Raw genomic sequence first — 17,012 nt, 5'->3', positions numbered from 1 at the left:
GGGCGCGCGGCCCTTGTCGCGACGTGCACTTGGGACTTGTACGTGCCGACGTGCCCGGGTGCGGTGGGGGGAGTGTGCGGGCCCCTGCCGGATCCCGGCAGAAGGGACCGTTGACGGCGATGCAGATCCGGCTGACCGTCCTCGGGCCGCGCAGCGGCCACACCACACGGACCTGCGACGTGCTCGTGACGGCCCCCGCCGGGACCGCCCTGGCGGCGGTGGCGGGCTCGCTCGCGGCCTCCGTGGCCGGCTCGGGTGCGGACGTCGGCGGCGCGGGCGGCGGCAGCGGCCCCGTCGTGCTCTACGCCGGACCCGAACGCCTCGATCCGCAGCGCGCGGCACTCGGCGAACCCCCGCTGATCGACGGCGCGGTGCTCTCCCTCCAGGCCCCGGGCCCCGCCCCGGCACACGGCCTGCCGCACGGCTCCGCCCGCCTGCGTGTCGTCTCCGGACCCGACGCCGGCGGCGTGCACCTGCTGCACGGCGGCCAGATCCGCATCGGCCGCTCCGCCGACGCCGACGTCCCCCTCGACGACCCCGACGTGTCCCGGCTGCACTGCGCCGTCACCGTCGAACCGGACGGCGCGGTGTACGTCGCCGACCTGCACTCCACCAACGGCACCGCCGTGGACGGCACCGACCTCGGCGAGCGGCCCGCCCCGCTGCGCCCCGGCGCCCTGCTGCGCATCGGCGAATCCGCCCTGCGCCTCCAGTCCGCCCCCACCGCCCCCGACCCCGCCCTGCCGGCCGCCCCCGATGGCGAGGGTCATCTGCGGATCGCCCCGGGAAGCGCCGGTCCGGCCCCGGAGGCGGCAGCGGCGGGCCGGACACCGGGACACGGGCAGTACGGGCAGTACGGGCAGCAGCAATACGCGCAGCACGGAGAGGCAGTGGGTCCGCGGGGAGCCACCTCCGCCGCGGGGGGCGCCTTTACGGGAGCCGGGAGCCGCGCCCGGGCGGCCGACGGCGGCTACGCGGGAGCCGGGGGCCGCGGCCGGGCGACGGACGGCGCGGCCGATCCCGCGCCCGCCACCGGTGTCTCCGCCCCTGCCACGCCCACCACCCCCGCCTCCGCGCAGGCACCGGGCGGTGTCGTACCGGGCCGGCGGGACACGCCCCTGCGCGGCACCCCGGCCCGGTACGACGCCCCCGGCCGGGGCGCCGAGCACGGCGCCGCCGCTCCGCCCTTCCCCGGTGCCTCCACGGGCCACATCTACGACCGCGCCCCCGCCGGCGGCCCGGCCGACGGCTTGGGCCCCGGCGTACGGGAGCACGGCGACGGCTTCCCGACCGGTGCGCAGGACCCGACGCACGGCGGGCAGCAGTCCTTGGCACCGGTCGAGGACGCAAGCCGCAAAGGCGGGCGGCGGGGTGGCATCGGCGCCTGGGCCCGGCGACTGGCCGGTGGCCGGCCCGCCGTGGAGCGGCCGGCCGACGCCTTCACGGCGGAGTACGAACCGGCCGGCGCCTCCCGGCCGGCCTTCCCGGACACCCCCGACGGCGCCCCGGCGCCCGAAACGCTCTCCGGGCCGGCCGCGGACGAACGCTGGCCCGATGCCGCCGCCGTCCTGCTCACCGCGCTGGGGCCCGGCCCCCGGCTCTGGGAACGCGGCCCGGACCACCCCGACGCGCTGACCGTCCGGCTGGGGACCGCCGCCCGGCACGGCGGCCGGACCGCCGCGCCGGTCACCGTCGACCTGCGCCGGGCGGGCTCCCTCGGCCTCGCCGGGCCGCGCGCCCGGCTGACCGGACTGGCCCGCGCCGCCCTCGCCCAGCTCACGGCCCTGCACTCCCCCGGCACCCTCGACCTCGTACTGATCAGCACGGACCGCTCCCGCCCCGCCGAGGAACGGGTGGCGCAGTGGTCCTGGCTCGGCTGGCTGCCGCACGTCCGCCCGGCCCACGGCCAGGACTGCCGGCTGCTCCTCGCCTACGACCCCGAACAGGCCGCGGCCCGCACCTCCGAGCTGGTGCGCCGGCTCGGCGACGGCCCGCTGGGCCCCGGCTGGGCCAGCGCCGAACGCGCCGAGATCGCCTCCGCCGCCGCCCGCCACCGGGGCCCGTCCACCCTCGTGATCGTCGACGGCGACCCCGGGAGCTCCGCGCTGCGCGAGACCACCGCCCGGCTCGCCGCGGGCGGCCCGGCGGCCGGCATCCACCTCCTGTGCCTGGCCGAGACCCCGGCCGCCTCCCCCGCCTTCCCACTGGCCGCGACGTACGAAGCGGCCCGGGCGGCGTCGCCCGCCTTCGGCGAGTGCGGGGCCGTCGCGGTGCTCAGCGGCGACGTCGCCACGGCGCTGCGCGTCGTCCAGCCGGGCTCCGGGCCCAACGGCACCGTCGCGACGGTGGACGCGGTCTCCGGCGCCTGGGCCGAGCGGTTCGCTCGGGCGCTGGCGCCGCTGCGCGAAAGCGACACGGCGGCCGCGGCCGGCGGCCGGGCGCCGCGCGCGGCCGTCCCGCTGCCCGACGCGGCGCGGCTGCTGGACGAGTTGGGGCTGGCCCGCGCCACCCCGGCTTCCCTGATGGCCCGTTGGGCCGCCGCGCTGGACACCGACCGGCCCGCCGCCGCCGCGGTACTCGGCGCCGGACCGCACGGCCCGCTCTGTGCCGACCTCGCCGCCGACGGCTCACACCTCGTCGTGGAGGGCGCGGCGGCCACCGGCAAGACCGAACTGCTGCGTTCCCTGGCCGCCTCGCTGGCGGCCGCCGACCGCCCGGACCTGCTGTCGCTGGTGCTGGTGGACGGCGGCGGCAGCGAACGCGGTGAAGGGCTGCGGGTCTGCACCGACCTGCCGCACGTCACGACCCACCTCGCCGCCTCGGACCCGGTCCGCATGCGGGAGTTCGCCCAGGCGCTCTCCTCCGAACTCAAGCGGCGGGCGGAAATACTCGCCGGCACCCCGTTCTCCGAATGGCGCGCCAAGCACCTGCCGGCTCCCCGCATCGTCGCCCCGCGCCGCCCGGCCGAGAGCCGCGCCGATGGTGACGGAGAGCAGGAACCGATTACTCACCGTAATCGTTGCCGTGATAGTGGAACGGGCGGCGGCGCAGAGGCGGACCCGTCCACCACCGGAACCCTCCGCCTCCGCGCCCCCCGCAGCGCCCCCGCCACCGGCCCGTCCCCCACCGGCGCGGCCGACCCGGAGGGCGCACCCGCCGCGGCCGCACCGATGCCCCGCCTCTTCGTGCTCGTCGACGACTTCGACGCCCTGGTCGCCCCCGCCCTCGGCAGCACCGGCCGGCCCGCCGCCGGCTCCGTGGTGCGCGCCCTGGAGGCGGTGGCCCGGGACGGGGTGGCGCTCGGGGTCCACCTGATAGCCGCCACCGGCCACCCGGACCGTACGGCGGAGACCGCGACCAGCGAACGGTCCGGCCTGCGCGTCCAGTTGGGCGCCCTCGACGATCCGTCCGAGCCGGTGCCCCCGGGCCGCGGACGGCTGCACCGCGCGGCGGACGGCTCCTCGACGCCGTTCCAGGCGGGCCGGGTGACCGGCCGGATACCCCGGACGTCCACCCTCCGGCCGACGGTCGTGCCGCTGGAGTGGCAGCGGATGGGCGACCCGCCGGCCCGGCGCCCGCTGCGCGAGCTGGGCAACGGCCCGACGGACCTGGCCCTGCTCGCCAGCGCCCTGCAGCGGGCCGCCCAGTCCTCGGGCGCGGCGGCCACCCCACCCCTGCTGTGACCTGCCGCCCCACCCTGCGCAATTCGCCCCTGGGCAATTCACTCCTGCGCGAAGCGCCCTTGCCGTGAGGCCCGGCGCGCGGGCCCGCGCCGTACGCCCCCAGCGCCCCCTCCCGCCATAACGGCACCGTCACGAAAGGGGAGTTGGTGGGGGAGGCGGTATTGCGGTGGTCGGGGGCAGGGCGTAGGACTGTCGGACACCGCAGAGCACGACGAGGCGCAGCGCGATCACGCACCACCGCAGGGCACGACGCGAACGGCAGGACGCGAACGGCACGGCAGGGGCGCCGCGGCACGACGTGGCACGGCCCCCTCGGCACCGGCACGGCAGGCGCGGCGATAGGGGGCTACGGGGATGCGCGGACGACTCGACGGCACGTTCGACCGCAGGACGGTACGTGCCACGACCGCTGTGGCGGCGGCCTCGGCGCTCGCCCTGGTGCTGGCGGCGTGTGGCAGCGGCGGCGGCACGAAGGACAACGGCGGCGGCGCCGCCAAGGGGGGCAGCACCGCCCCCACCGTGCGCCTCCCCCAGCTCAAGGGCCAGAAGTTGCAGGTCACCGCGGTCTGGACGGGGCCCGAGCGGGAGAACTTCGTCAAGGTGCTGGACGAGTTCGAGAAGCGCACCGGCGCCACGGTCGACTTCGTGCCCAGTGGCGACGACATGGCCGGCTTCATCGGCTCCAAGATCGCCGGGGGCGGGCCGCCGGACGTGGCGATGCTCCAGCAGGTCGGTGTGCTGGGCGAGTTCGCCGAGAAGGGCTGGCTCAAGCCGCTCGGCGGCGCCGCCAAGGCGCAGCTCGCCAAGAACTACACCAAGGGCTGGCAGGATCTCGGCGCCCACAAGGGCACCGCGTACGGCGTCTACTTCAAGGCCAGCAACAAGTCGCTGGTCTGGTACAACGCCCGGGCGTTCGACACCGCGGGCGCCAAGGAGCCGACGACCTGGCGGGACTTCCTCAAGACGGCGCAGACGCTGTCCGAGTCGGGCGTCGAGCCGGTCTCGGTGGGCGGGTCGGACGGCTGGACGCTGACCGACTGGTTCGAGAACGTCTATCTGTCCCAGGCCGGGCCGGAGAAGTACGACCGGCTGGCGCAGCACAAGATCAAGTGGACGGATCCCTCCGTCAAGCAGGCGCTGACCACGCTCGGTCAGCTCTTCGGCCGTAAGGACCTGCTCGCGGGCGGCACCTCCGGTGCGCTGCAGACGGACTTCCCGACGTCGGTGACCCAGACGTTCAGCGGGGACACCCCCAAGGCCGCGATGGTCTCGTCGGCCGACTTCGCCGCGGCCAACATCGCCCAGACGAAGGCCAAGGTCGGTACGGACGCCAAGGTCTTCCCGTTCCCGGCGGTGGGCGCCAAGTCGCCGGTGGTGACCGGCGGCGATGTGGCGGTGGCCCTCAAGGACTCCAAGGCCGCGCAGGCGCTGCTGACGTTCCTGGCGTCGACGGACGCCGCCAAGATCTGGGCGCAGGCGGGCGGGTTCCTCTCGCCGAACAAGGCGCTCGACCAGGCGGCGTACGCCGACGGTGTGATGCGTGAGATCGCCAAGGCGCTGATCGCGGCGGGTGACGACTTCCGCTTCGACATGTCGGACCAGGCGCCCGCTTCCTTCGGCGGGAAGCCGGGGCAGGGCGAGTGGAAGGACCTGCAGGACTTCCTGAAGAACCCCGAGGATGTCGCGGGCACCCAGGCCCGGTTGGAGAAGGACGCCGCGAAGTCGTTCGGGCGCTGAGGGTCGTTGAAGGGCCTTGAGGGGCCTGAGGGGCCTTGAGGGGCCTGAGGGGCCTTGAGGGGCCTGAGGGGCCTGAGGGGCGTGGGATGCGCCGGGCCGCTCGGGCGCGGAGTGTGCCGCCCCGCCCGGGCGCTGAGCGGCTGAGTGCGTGAAGCCGTCCGGGCAGGGAGTGCCGGAGCCGTCCGGCACCGGGCATGTGCCGCCGACCGTGTCGACCGGGAACGGGGGACCGTCACGATGAGCGCCGTACAGGGCAGCAGGGCGAGTGGCAGCAGCGCGGGCGGGGGGCGCGGCGGCGGTGGCGGGCGCCGGGGCGGGGTCCTGGGCGCCCGGCGGTGGACCGCCGCGGTGTTTTTGCTGCCGGCGCTGTTGCTGCTCGGGGCGCTGGTGGTCTATCCGATCGTGTTCTCCGTGTACCGGAGCCTGTTCGACGCGTCCGGGGACGGCTTCGTGGGGCTGGGCAACTACGGGGCGATGTTCTCGGACGACGGCATCCGTACGGCGCTGCGGAACAACGTGGTCTGGGTGGTGGTGGCGCCGACGGTGTCGACGGTGCTGGGGCTGGTCTTCGCGGTGCTGACCGAGCGGATCCGGTGGGGCACCGCCTTCAAGCTGATCGTGTTCATGCCGATGGCGATCTCGATGCTGGCGGCCGGGATCATCTTCCGGCTGGTCTACGACCAGGATCCGGAGCGCGGGGTCGCCAACGCGGTGTGGGTCGGCATCCATGACACCTTCGCCGATCCGGCGCCGTTCCCGGGTGCCAGGCCGCGGCCGGGGTCCGTTCTGGCGCCGTCCGGCGGCGGGGGGTTCGCCACGCGCTCGGCCGTGCGGGCGGGGTCGGCGGTGAATCTGCCGCTGGTCGCCGTCCAGCCTGGGGATGTGCGGGGCGCGCGGCCGGCGGCGGTGGCCGGGGCCCGGCCGGGGCGGGTCACGGGCACCGTGTGGCTGGACTTCACCCGTGGTGGCGGCGGGCGCCCGGGGGTGGTGGACGGCAACGAGAAGGCGCTGGCGGGGCTGACGGTGGAGGCGGTCAGGGGCGGTCGGGTGGTCGCCTCGGCGACGACGGCGGCCGACGGCACCTATGTGCTGCCCGCCGGGGCGGACGGCGCCCGGCTGCGGCTGCCGGCGGCGGACTTCGCGGAGGCCTACGGCGGTGTGGAGTGGCTGGGTCCGGCGCTGGTCACGCCGGCCATCATCGGTTCGTACGTCTGGATGTGGGCCGGTTTCGCGATGGTGCTGATCGCGGCGGGGCTGGCGGGGGTGCCGCGGGAGCTGCTGGAGGCGGCGCGGGTGGACGGGGCGGGCGAGTGGCAGGTGTTCCGCCGGATCACGGTGCCGCTGCTGGCGCCGGTTCTGGTGGTGGTGCTGGTCACCCTCATGATCAATGTGCTGAAGATCTTCGACTTGGTCTACATCATCGCGCCGGGCTCCAGCATCCGGTCCGCGAACGTGCTGGCGCTGCAGCTCTTCCAGTCGTCGTTCGGCACCGATGTCGACGAGGGGCTGGGCAGTGCGATCGCCGTGTTCCTGCTGCTGCTCGTGCTGCCGGTGATGTACGTCAATCTCCGGCGCATACGGAAGGAGCGTCGCCGATGACGACCGTGGAGGGTGTCGTGCCGGACGGGCGTCCCGGGGCGGGCGCCGGAGGGGCGGGCCGGGGCGGCGGACGGGCGGGGCGGGGTCGGCGGCCGTTCGCGGCCCGGCTCGCGGCGCGGGCCGGCGGCGGTGTGCTGCGGATCTTCCTGGTGCTGGTGGCCCTGTTCTGGCTGATGCCGTCGGTGGGGCTGCTGCTGTCCTCGCTGCGCGGCCCGCAGGACATCGCCGGGTCGGGCTGGTGGCGGGTCTTCGCCCAGCCGGCGCAGATCACCTGGGACAACTACAGCCGGCTGCTGTCGGACGACAAGGTGATGGGCTCCCTGCTGACCACGGCGGCGATCACCGTGCCGGCGACGGTGCTGGTCGTGGTCATCGGGTCGCTGGCCGGTTATGCGTTCGCGTGGATGGACTTCCCCGGCCGGGACGGCTGGTTCCTGGTCGTCGTGGGGCTGCTGGTGGTGCCGGTGCAGGTGGCGCTGATCCCGGTGGCCAAGCTGTTCGGGGCGGTCGGGCTCTTCGAGACGACGGCCGGGGTGGTGCTGTTCCATACGGCTTTCGGGCTGCCGTTCGCGGTGTTCCTGCTGCGGAACTTCTTCGCCGAGATCCCGCGGGAGCTGCTGGAGGCGGCGCGGCTGGACGGGGCGGGTGAGCTGCGGCTGTTCACCCGTGTGGTGATGCCGCTGGGCGGTCCGGCGATCGCCTCGCTGGGGATCTTCCAGTTCCTGTGGGTGTGGAACGACATGCTGGTGGCGTTGATCTTCGCGGACAGCGGGCATCCGCCGATCACGGTCGCGCTGCAGCAGGAGGTGCGGCAGTTCGGCAACAACATCGATGTGCTGGCGCCCGGCGCGTTCGTGTCGATGGTGGTGCCGCTGATCGTGTTCTTCGCCTTCCAGCGTCAGTTCGTCTCGGGTGTGATGGCCGGCGCGGTGAAGTGAGCTCCGCACCGGGGACCGCCGGTGCCCGTCCGCCGGTCATCTGCCGTTCATGTTGCTGCGCCTACGATGACGTCGCCGCCGTGCCCCGCATGGTGGGTCAGGGGTGTGTCGTGGAGACCGCCCGGGTGCCGCCCGTACGCCGCTCGCCCGGAGCGAGGGCGCCCCGGTCCCCGCGAGGCCGCGCCCCTGCGTGGCGGCCAGGACGCCGGGCGCGTCCACAACTGCACAGATTCCGCACCACTGCCGCAGGGGTGCCGCGTGCACCTCGCTGCGCCCCGGTGCCGACAACAGCAGATGCATCACCGCATTCCCGCCGGCCGGAACACCCGCATACCGGAATACCGGCATCGGGGGCACATCCACGGCAGACCGCGCCGGCACATACCGCACGCACTCCCCCACGCACGCGTCGTACTCAGCTCTCTGTTCCCGACCGTCTGGAGACGGACCGCACATGACTGCCCGCATCGCAGACCACAGTGCCGAACAACTCCCGCGCCCCACCCGGCTGTCCGAGGTCAAGGGCTGGTTCTTCACCGCCGACCAGTTGCTCTTCGACTGGTTCCTGGCGCACCAGCAGGACCGTTCGGAGCCGGGTGATCTGCTCGAGCTCGGCGCGTACATGGGCAAGAGCGCGATCTTCCTCGGTGCGCGGCTGCGGCCCGAGGAGCGCTTCACGGTCTGCGACCTGTTCGACTCCCCCGCCGGGGACGCCTCCAACTCCCAGGAGATGCGGAAGTCCTACGCGACGCTGACCCGCCGCGCCTTCGAGGCCAACTACCTCGCCTTCCACGACGAGTTGCCGGCCATCGTCCAGGGTCTCAGCTCGATCGTCGGCGACCATGTGGACGAGGGGTCGGTGCGCTTCGCCCATATCGATGCCTCGCATCTGTACGAGCATGTGCACGGCGACATCCTCACGGTGCGCGAGCTGCTCACCGCGCAGGGCGTGGTGGTGATGGACGACTACCGCGCCGAACACTGCCCGGGGGTGGCCGCGGCCACCTGGCAGGCCGTCGCGAACGAGGGCCTGCGCCCCATCTGCATCACGGGCACCAAGTTCTACGGGACGTTCGGCGATCCCGAGCCGCTGCAGAAGGCGCTGCTGGAGTGGATCGCGTCCCGCGGCGACATCTGGCACGAGGTGCAGTACGTGGGCGGCGCCCCGCTGGTGCGGCTGAGCGCCAAGGGGGCCGCGGAGCCCGCCCATCCGGTCTCCCGGCACGCGGCCGGCGCCGCCCGCGGCGTGCAGCGGGCGGCGGCGCAGGCGCCGAGGGCGTCCGCGGCCCGCCCGGGCCCGCACCGTCCGGCGGTGCCGCGCGCCGCGCTGCGCCGGGTGGCCCGCGAGGTGCTGCCGCCGGTCGTCACCCGCGCCCTGGTGCGGGCCCGCCGGCGGGCACGCACGCACTGAGGCCCCGGCTCGGTCCGGGGCCCCACCGCGCCCCGAACCGGGCCCGCGCCCGTCAGGAGCCCACCGCCTAGCGCGGCACCTGCCCCACCAGGACGAACACATTGGACCGCAGCAGCATCCCGGCCGGGCGCGGCAGCGGGTGGGAGTAGGTGCGCCGCACGGCCAGGCCCGCGGATTCGGCGAAGGCGCGCAGCAGGGCGAAGTCGGTGAAGCGCACCGGGGTGGGGCCGGCCCGGTGCCCGGCCTCCTGTGCGGTGATCAGGAGGACGCCGCCGCCGGGCCGTACGTAGCGGACGTAGGCCCGCAGCAGCACCTCGGCCTGCTCGTCGTCCAGGTGCTCCAGGACGTTCGCGGTCAGCAGCGCGTCGAAGGCGCCGGGCCGGGCGTGCGGGCTCGCGAGGAAGGTGTCGGCCGTGTAGGCGGTCAGCCCGCGCTGCCGGCAGCGGGCCACGGACTGCGGGTCGTGGTCCACCCCGACGCTGCCGGGTGCGCAGCCGGCGAGCGTGTCGCCGGTCCCGCAGCCGACCTCCAGTACCCGGCCGGTGCCGATCCGCCGCAGCTGGCGGCGGAACGGGGACCGGGCGGGCAGCAGTCGCGCCGGGCCGCCGCGGGCCCGTTCGGCCGGCAGCCGCGCGGTGGAGGCGGCCGGCGCGGTGTCCGTGGGGCGCGGGGGCCGGGCGGTCCGGGTGTCGCTGCCGGGCGGCTGGGCGTCGGGGCTGTCGGTGGCGGCGGAGCTGTCGGTTCGGCCGGGCATCGGGGCGCGGTCACCTTCCCTGGGGGAACACGGCGCGCCAGGCGCCGTGAGGCTGTGCAAACGGGTCTACGGCATCGGGCGCGGCCCGGCGCCACGGCGCGCCGAGTGCGCGCGCGGCGGGCCCTCATGCGCACACGAACTGTCGACGGGGTCTCTCACCCTTTCAGCGCAGATCCGGTGACCGTGCCGCCGCGGGCGAGTTGAACGGACCGGTCTTGTGCATCGCCAGTCCGGAAAGGCTTGGTCCCCGTATGAAGCCTCGGCTCACCGTCGTCGTCCCGGTCCATCGCATCGGAGGGTCCGAGCGGAATGTGGAGGAGTGCCTGGAGTCGGTCGCGGCCCAGACGCTGACCGAGCTGGATGTGGTGATGGTGGACGACGGCCCGCCCGCGGAGGGCGGCGCCGGTGCCGCTTCGGCGCAGGGCGGGCCCGCCGCTGTCGCCCGCCGTTTCGCGGAGCGCGACCCGCGGTTCCGGATCGTCCACCACCCCGCGGGCGGTCCGGCCCCCGGTTGCGGCGCGCTCCGCAACACCGGTGCCCGGCACGCCTATCCGCACACCGCCTATCTGGCCTTCCTGGATGCCGAGGACGTGCTGCTGCCGCGGGCGTACGAGGATCTCGTCGGGCTGCTGGACCGGTCCGGTTCGGACCTGGCGACCGGCAACGTCTACCGGCTCGGGGCGGCCGGCCGCAGCCAGTCCGCGCACCATCCGGCGGTCCGGCCCACCGCGCTGCGCACCCGCCTCGGCGACGACCTGACGCTGCTGTCCGACCACTTCGCGCGGAACAAGGTCTTCCGCCGCACCTTCTGGGACGCGCACGCCTTCGCCTTCCCCGAGGGGGAGTTGTGCCATGACGCGGCGGTGACGCTGCCGGCGCTGTTCCTCGCCGGGGCGGTGGACGTGCTGCAGGAGCACGTCTGTTACTGGCGGCTGCCGGAGGGACCGGACCGCCACCGGCGGCCCGACGCCCGGGGCGTGCGGGACCGGTTCGCGGCGGTGGCCGGCATCCGGCGTTTCCTCGCCGACCCCGCCCATGCCCGGCTGAGCGTCCATCAGCGCGACTACGACCGTGCGCAGCTGACCGAGGGGCTGCTCGATCTGGTCGACGCGCTCCCGGCGGCCGCGCCGGAGTGCCGGACCGCGTTCCTCGACTGCGCCCGCGACTTCCTCTCCGGTGTCGATCCGCGGCTGTTCCCCACGCTCCCCGTGGAGCTGCGGATGCGCTGGTACCTGATCCGTTCCGGGCGGCTGGCCGATCTGCTCACCCTGCTCACCCACGAGGCCCGCAACCCGGCCGGGTTCACGGTCGCCGGGCCGCCGCTGCGCAAGCGCGCGGTGCTGCCGCTGACGCCGCCGCTGGAGCTGCCGCCGGGGGTGACCCGGCTGGATCGCGCCGACTTCCCGGTACGGGCCCGGGTCCGGGAGGCGGTGTGGCACCGCGGGGTGCTGGTGCTGCGCGGCTACGCCTACCTCAGGAACCTGGACGCGGCGCACCGGCACAGCTATCTGAGGACGGCGGTGCTGTCGTGCGGGCGGCGGCGGATCCTGCTGCCGCTGCGGCCGGTGGCGATGCCGGAGGCGACCGCCGAGTCCGGGCAGGAGCTGCACTGTTACGACTGGTCGGGCTTCGAGCTGCGGATCGATCCGGCCCGGCTGCGCAAGGGCGGGCGCTGGGAGACGGGCGACTGGTCGGTGGGGGTGCTGCTGGCGTCGGCGGGCGTGGTGCGGGCCGCGGCGCTGCACGGCGCGGAGAGCGGCTCGGGCGCCGCGCCGTGCGCCCATGACCTGCCCGGGGACGGGGCCGGCGCGGGCGGTGTCCGGATCACGCCGCGCTACCCGGACGGGCGGCTGCGGCTGTCGGTGAGCCGGCCGGCCCGGCGGCTGACCGGGCACCGTGCGGCGGCGGCCGGCGCCCTGGACCTGGCCGTCACCGCGCCAGGTCCGCCGCCCACCGCCCTGCGGCTGACCCACCAGGGCACCGGCACGGTGGTGTCGTTCCCGGTGGAGCCGGGCCCGCCGGCGGGGGCCGGGGCGACGGCGGCGGAAGCGGACGGGACGTCGCCCGCGGTGCCCGCGCCCGTCGGCCCCGCCGCCTCCCCCGCGGCCCCCGCGCTCGCGCCCCCGCCGCTCGTCTTCCGTGTCCGGCTGGACGCGCTGGCCGCGGCGCGGCCCCCGCGGGACGGTGCGCCGCGGGCGATCCCGCCGGCCCATACGGAGAGCTGGGCGGCGGAGGTGGTGGCGGCGGACGGCGGGGCCGAGCCGATCGCCTGCGACCCGGCGCTGGCGCCCGCCGCCCATCCGCTGCCGCACGGCCGTGAGCTGGTCGTCGCGGCCACCCCTGCCGGACACCTGGTGCTGCACGACCGCACCCCGCAGCCGTACCTGGAGCGGGCGATGTGGCGCGCGGACGGCACGCTGCTGGTGACGGGCGGGCTGCCGGACGCCGCGCCGCACGCCACCGAGCTCGTCCTCAAGCACGGGGCGCACGACGCCGAGCTGGCCTTTGCCACCACCCATGACGACGGCCGCTTCCACGGCGTGCTGCCGCTGGGCGCGCTGCCGTCGCTGGCCGGGCCGCTGCCGCTGCGCGAGGGCCGCTGGACGCTGCACCTGCGCGAACAGGGCGCGCCCGGCTCCGTGCTGGACGCCCCGGTGCGCTGTGTGCCGTCCCTCCTGGACGGACTGCCGGCCGTCCGTACGGTGCGCGGCAAGCCGCTCACCCTGGACCGGCACCGGCACGACGAGGCGCTCGTGGTGGCGGGGCCGGCGCTGCCCGCCACCGACCGCGGCCCCTACCGCCGGCGGGTGCTGCGCGAGCAGCACTATGCGCTGCACCGCTCGCGTCCGCTGCGCGACACCGTGCTCTACAGCAGCTTCGGCGGGCGCGCGTACGGGGATTCGCCGCGGGCGGTGCACGAGGAGCTGGTGCGCCGGGGCATGGACGTGGAGCACCTGTGGGCGGTGCGCGACGCGCAGACGGCGGTGCCGGAGACGGCCCGTGCGGTGCTGGTGGGCAGCGCCGAGTGGCACGGTGCGCTGGCGCACAGCCGCTGGGTGGTGACCAACACCCATCTGCCGCGGTGGTTCACCCGGCGCGGCGGGCAGCGCATCATCCAGACCTGGCACGGCACCCCGCTCAAGCGGATCGGCGCCGATCTGGCCGGGACGCTGTGCGCGGGCCTGGCGCATCTGGCGCCGCGGCCGCGGGTCAGCCGGCAGTGGAGCGTGCTGCTGTCGCCCAACGCGCACAGCACGCCGGTACTGCGCTCGGCGCTGGGCTACTCCGGCCGGCTGCTGGAGACGGGGCTGCCGCGCACCGACGCCTTCTTCGCCGCGGACCGCGACCTGCGGGCGGCCGCGGTCCGCGAGCGGCTGGGCATCGGGCCCGGCAAGCGGGTGGTGCTGTACGCGCCGACGCCGCGCGACGACCTGGCGTACGACGCGGGCCACCACCGGCTGCATCTGCCGCTCGATCTGGAGCTGGCGCGGCGGGAGCTGGCGGACGACCATGTGCTGCTGGTGCGTTCCCATCCGCTGGTGGCCGACCGGCTGCCCGCCCACCACGCGCCGTTCGCCCTGGACGTGTCCGCGCACCCGGACGCCACCGAGCTGCTGCTGGCCGCGGACGTCCTGGTCACCGACTACTCGTCGCTGGCGGCGGACTTCGCCAACACGGGGCGGCCGATGCTGTTCCTGACCCCTGATCTGCCGCACTACCGCGACACCCTGCGCGGCTTCACGCTCGACTTCGAGGCCCGGGTGCCGGGCCCGCTGCTGGCCTCGACCGGTGAACTGGTGGACGCGCTGGGCGACTTGGAGGCGGTCGCGGCCGGGGCGGCCGGCGCGTACGCGGATTTCCGGGAGGCGTTCTGCCACCGGGACGACGGGGGCGCCGCGGGCCGGGTGGCGGATCTGATGGAGCGGTGAGCGGGGCGGGCCGGCCGCAAGGTGGTGGCGTGCGGATCGGCATCGTGCGGCGCCCGCGTCGTTACAGCATGTGCAGGCTCTTTTACGGGCGCTGCACACCCGGGGCTCCGGCTCCCGCCCGGTAAGAAGACGGCAAGAGGGCGGAAAAGCGGTGCGGCGGGTGCAACCACGCGTCGGGTTTCGCCCTCTGAATCATCGGAAATGGGTTCGGACCTCGCTCGCGCCAAGAGATGCTGTCGACACGAAATGTAGATTCAGTGACTGTGAAAGAAGCCCTCGATCCGCTGACGGGGCCCACCATCACGCCAACCGCACAGGTCAGCATCGTCGTCATCGCGTTCAACGATGCCGGCCATGTCTGCGACGCGGTGCGCTCCGCACTCGAGCAGGGGCCTCCCGGCGAAACGGTCACCGAAGTGATCGCGGTGAACGACGCCTCCACCGACGGCACCGGCGCCGCGCTGGACGCCCTCGCGCACTCCGAACCACGCCTGAGGGTGATCCACCGCGACACGAACAGCGGCGGCTGCGGCACGCCCCGCAACGACGGTCTGCGGGCGGCCACCGGACGCTTCGTGATGTTCCTCGACAGCGACGATGTGCTGCCCCCGGGCGCGGCCCGGGCGCTGCTGGCCGCCGCTTCGGAGCACGACGCCCCGGTCGTGGCCGGTGCCTGTGTGCGGCGGGAGTTGCCCGCGCGGCGCGACGTTCCCTGGCAGCCGGGCCTCTACCGGGAGCCGGCGGTGCACGACTCCCCCGAGTCCAGCCCCCAGCTGGTCCGGGACACGCTGTGCGTCAACAAGCTCTACGAGCGGGCGTTCCTGGACAAGCACGCCATCACTTTCCCCGAGGGCCGCTTCACCTACGAGGACTTCGTGTTCACCGCGCGGGTGCTGGCCGCGGCGCCCCGCGTCGCGACGATCCCCGAGCGGGTCTACATCTGGCATGTGCGCCGGGCCGCGGCCCGGCAGTCGATCTCGCTGGACCGCAACGACGTCGGCAACTGGCAGGCGCGGATCGCGGCGCACCGCGCCAGTGTGCAGATCTTCCAGGACGCCGGGCAGAAGACGCTGGCGCACGCGGCGGGCACCAAGTTCCTCGACCACGATCTGCGGATGTACGTCCGCGAGCTGCACACCCGCGGCGCCGACTACCGCGCCGAGTGGTGGCGGCTGACCCGCGCCTACCTGGCGGGGTTCGACGAGGCCGATCTGCGGGCGGCGCGTGCCCCGGCGCGCTGGCTGGCCCGGGTGGTGCTGGCGTCGCCGGCGCCGCGGGACCTGGAGCGGCTGACGCAGCTGGCGGCCCGGCCGGGCCGGCTGCTGCCGCCGTACGCGGAGGCCGGCGGCCGGGCGGTGTGGTCGGCGGACCTGCCGGAGGTCGAGCTGGACGCGATCGGCACCAAGCCGATGCACCGGCTGCCGGTGACCATAGACGCGGAGCCGGCGGTCACCGGGCCCGGTGTGCTGCGGCTGCGGGTGCACGACCTGTACGGGCGGCTGGCCGCGGCGGGGCCGGAGAGCATCGACATCGAGCTGCGGCGCCGCCGGGACGACCGGCGCGGCCCGGTCCACACCGCGGCCCTCACCGCCGCTCCGGCCGTCGGCGGGTCGCAGGCGTGCTGGACGGCCGAGGTGGTGCTGGATCTGGCGGCGCTGGCCGAGCGCAGCGGCCGGCAGGGCGCCGATCCCGAGCCGTGGGATCTGATGGCGCAGGTCAGCTGCGCGAACGGGGCCGGTTTCCGTGCCTCGCTGCGGGCCCTGGGCCCGGGGCTGCGCCGCCGGGTGCTGCCCAGCCGCCGGCATGCGGTGCTGCTGGTGCAGCCGTATGCGACGACCGGCGGCGCCCTGTCACTGCGGGTCGCCTCCGGCCCGCGCAGCGTGTGGCGGATCGCCGCCCGGCGGCTGCGCGGCTGAGCCGTGTCCGCCCGCTGCCCGCGTTTCCCGACCCCGACCTAGGATTGGCGCTATGTCTTACTTGATCACGGGTGGTGCCGGCTACATCGGTGCCCATGTCGTACGTGCCCTGCGCCGGGCGGGCGAGACGGTCGTCGTGCTCGACGATCTGACGTCGGGCGTGGCCGCCCGGATCCCCGAGGACGTCCCCCTGGTCGTCGGCTCCACGCTCAACCGCGCGCTGCTGGACGCCACCTTCGCCGAGCACGGCATCACCGATGTCGTGCATCTGGCCGCGAAGAAGCAGGTCGGCGAGTCCGTCGAGATGCCGCTGCACTACTACCGGGAGAACGTGCACGGTCTGCAGACGCTGCTGGAGGCGATGGCCGCGGGCGGCGTCGGCCGGCTGGTGTTCTCCTCGTCGGCCGCGGTGTACGGCATGCCGGATGTCGAGCTGGTCACCGAGGAGACCCCCTGCACGCCGATCAACCCGTACGGCGAGACCAAGCTCGTCGGCGAGTGGATGGCCCGTGCGGCGGGCCGGGCGCACGGCATCAGCACCGCCTGTCTGCGCTACTTCAACGTCGCCGGGACGGCCGCGCCCGAGCTGGCCGACACCGGGGTGTACAACATCGTCCCGATGGTCTTCGAGCGGCTGACCGCGGGCGAGGCGCCGCGCATCTTCGGCGACGACTACGACACCCCCGACGGCACCTGCATCCGCGACTACATCCATGTCGCCGACCTCGCGGACGCCCATGTGGCGGCGGCCCGCAAGCTCGCCGAGCCGGGTCCGGTGCGCGACCTGACGCTGAACATCGGGCGCGGCGAGGGCGTTTCGGTGCGCGAGATGATCGATCTGATCACCGGGATCACCGGGCACCGGGGCGTGGTGGCCGAGGTGACCCCGCGCCGTGCGGGCGACCCGGCGCGGGTGGTCGCGGCCGCCGACCGGATCACCGCGGAGCTGGGCTGGAAGGCCCGCCACGATGTGCGCGACATGATCACGTCGGCCTGGGCGGGCTGGCAGCACCACCGCCCGCAGGGCTAGGACGGCGGGCCGCCG

General features: G+C 75.1%; 9 protein-coding genes. 8 read left to right on the top strand and 1 reads right to left on the bottom strand.

The genetic code is table 11. From position 1 onward, the window contains the following. Positions 1–119: 119 nt before the first annotated feature. The 5 genes from AB0411_RS13510 (at position 120) to AB0411_RS13490 (ending at position 9,368) form a co-directional block, all read left to right on the top strand. On the top strand, positions 120–3,683 hold the full coding sequence (locus AB0411_RS13510) for an FtsK/SpoIIIE domain-containing protein (protein ID WP_366417797.1): 3,564 nt from the start codon (positions 120–122) through the stop codon (positions 3,681–3,683). A 354-nt stretch (positions 3,684–4,037) separates the two neighbouring features. After that, a complete protein-coding gene (locus tag AB0411_RS13505) occupies positions 4,038–5,420 on the top strand; it encodes an ABC transporter substrate-binding protein (protein WP_366417449.1) in 1,383 nt (460 codons plus the stop codon). 237 nt (positions 5,421–5,657) lie between these two features. Further along, positions 5,658–7,019 (top strand): carbohydrate ABC transporter permease, encoded by a 1,362-nt coding sequence (locus AB0411_RS13500; RefSeq protein WP_366417448.1) that lies wholly within the window; start codon positions 5,658–5,660, stop codon positions 7,017–7,019. Next, entirely contained in the window at positions 7,016–7,957 is a 942-nt protein-coding gene (locus AB0411_RS13495; protein WP_366417447.1) for a carbohydrate ABC transporter permease, read from the top strand. Before AB0411_RS13500 ends, AB0411_RS13495 begins: the two co-directional genes overlap by 4 nt. Before the next feature lie 454 nt (positions 7,958–8,411). Further along, positions 8,412–9,368 carry a class I SAM-dependent methyltransferase gene (locus AB0411_RS13490; protein ID WP_366417446.1) on the top strand — a complete coding sequence of 319 codons (957 nt, stop codon included), beginning with the start codon at positions 8,412–8,414 and terminating at the stop codon, positions 9,366–9,368. Between the two features lie 67 nt (positions 9,369–9,435). On the opposite strand, the gene AB0411_RS13485 is transcribed toward AB0411_RS13490, so the two are convergent. Next, the gene (locus tag AB0411_RS13485) at positions 9,436–10,122 is read right to left on the bottom strand and encodes a class I SAM-dependent methyltransferase (RefSeq protein ID WP_366417445.1); all 687 of its coding nucleotides are present in this window, start codon (positions 10,120–10,122) and stop codon (positions 9,436–9,438) included. 251 nt (positions 10,123–10,373) lie between these two features. Here AB0411_RS13485 and AB0411_RS13480 point away from each other — a divergent pair, with 251 nt between their 5' ends. The 3 genes from AB0411_RS13480 to galE all read left to right on the top strand — a co-directional run bounded on the left by AB0411_RS13480 (position 10,374) and on the right by galE (position 16,997). Further along, the gene (locus AB0411_RS13480; RefSeq protein WP_366417444.1) at positions 10,374–14,051 is read left to right on the top strand and encodes a bifunctional glycosyltransferase/CDP-glycerol:glycerophosphate glycerophosphotransferase; all 3,678 of its coding nucleotides are present in this window, start codon (positions 10,374–10,376) and stop codon (positions 14,049–14,051) included. A gap of 263 nt (positions 14,052–14,314) precedes the next feature. Further along, on the top strand, positions 14,315–15,967 hold the full coding sequence (locus AB0411_RS13475) for a glycosyltransferase family 2 protein (protein WP_366417796.1): 1,653 nt from the start codon (positions 14,315–14,317) through the stop codon (positions 15,965–15,967). Between the two features lie 52 nt (positions 15,968–16,019). After that, positions 16,020–16,997, top strand: a complete 978-nt coding sequence (galE, locus tag AB0411_RS13470) for a UDP-glucose 4-epimerase GalE (RefSeq protein WP_366417443.1) — start codon at positions 16,020–16,022, stop codon at positions 16,995–16,997. Positions 16,998–17,012 lie beyond the last annotated feature (15 nt).

The sequence above is a fragment of the Streptomyces angustmyceticus genome (assembly GCF_040701845.1).
Classification (GTDB): Bacteria; Actinomycetota; Actinomycetes; order Streptomycetales; family Streptomycetaceae; genus Streptomyces; species Streptomyces angustmyceticus_A.
This window is presented reverse-complemented; position numbering and strand designations above follow the sequence as displayed.

Coding starts and splice junctions, on each gene's coding strand:
- AB0411_RS13500 (WP_366417448.1), top strand. CDS start 5,658: ATGAGCGCCGTACAGGGCAGCAGGGCGAGTGGCAGCAGCGCGGGCGGG.
- AB0411_RS13485 (WP_366417445.1), bottom strand. CDS start 10,122: ATGCCCGGCCGAACCGACAGCTCCGCCGCCACCGACAGCCCCGACGCC.
- AB0411_RS13495 (WP_366417447.1), top strand. CDS start 7,016: ATGACGACCGTGGAGGGTGTCGTGCCGGACGGGCGTCCCGGGGCGGGC.
- AB0411_RS13510 (WP_366417797.1), top strand. CDS start 120: ATGCAGATCCGGCTGACCGTCCTCGGGCCGCGCAGCGGCCACACCACA.
- galE (WP_366417443.1), top strand. CDS start 16,020: ATGTCTTACTTGATCACGGGTGGTGCCGGCTACATCGGTGCCCATGTC.
- AB0411_RS13480 (WP_366417444.1), top strand. CDS start 10,374: ATGAAGCCTCGGCTCACCGTCGTCGTCCCGGTCCATCGCATCGGAGGG.
- AB0411_RS13490 (WP_366417446.1), top strand. CDS start 8,412: ATGACTGCCCGCATCGCAGACCACAGTGCCGAACAACTCCCGCGCCCC.
- AB0411_RS13505 (WP_366417449.1), top strand. CDS start 4,038: ATGCGCGGACGACTCGACGGCACGTTCGACCGCAGGACGGTACGTGCC.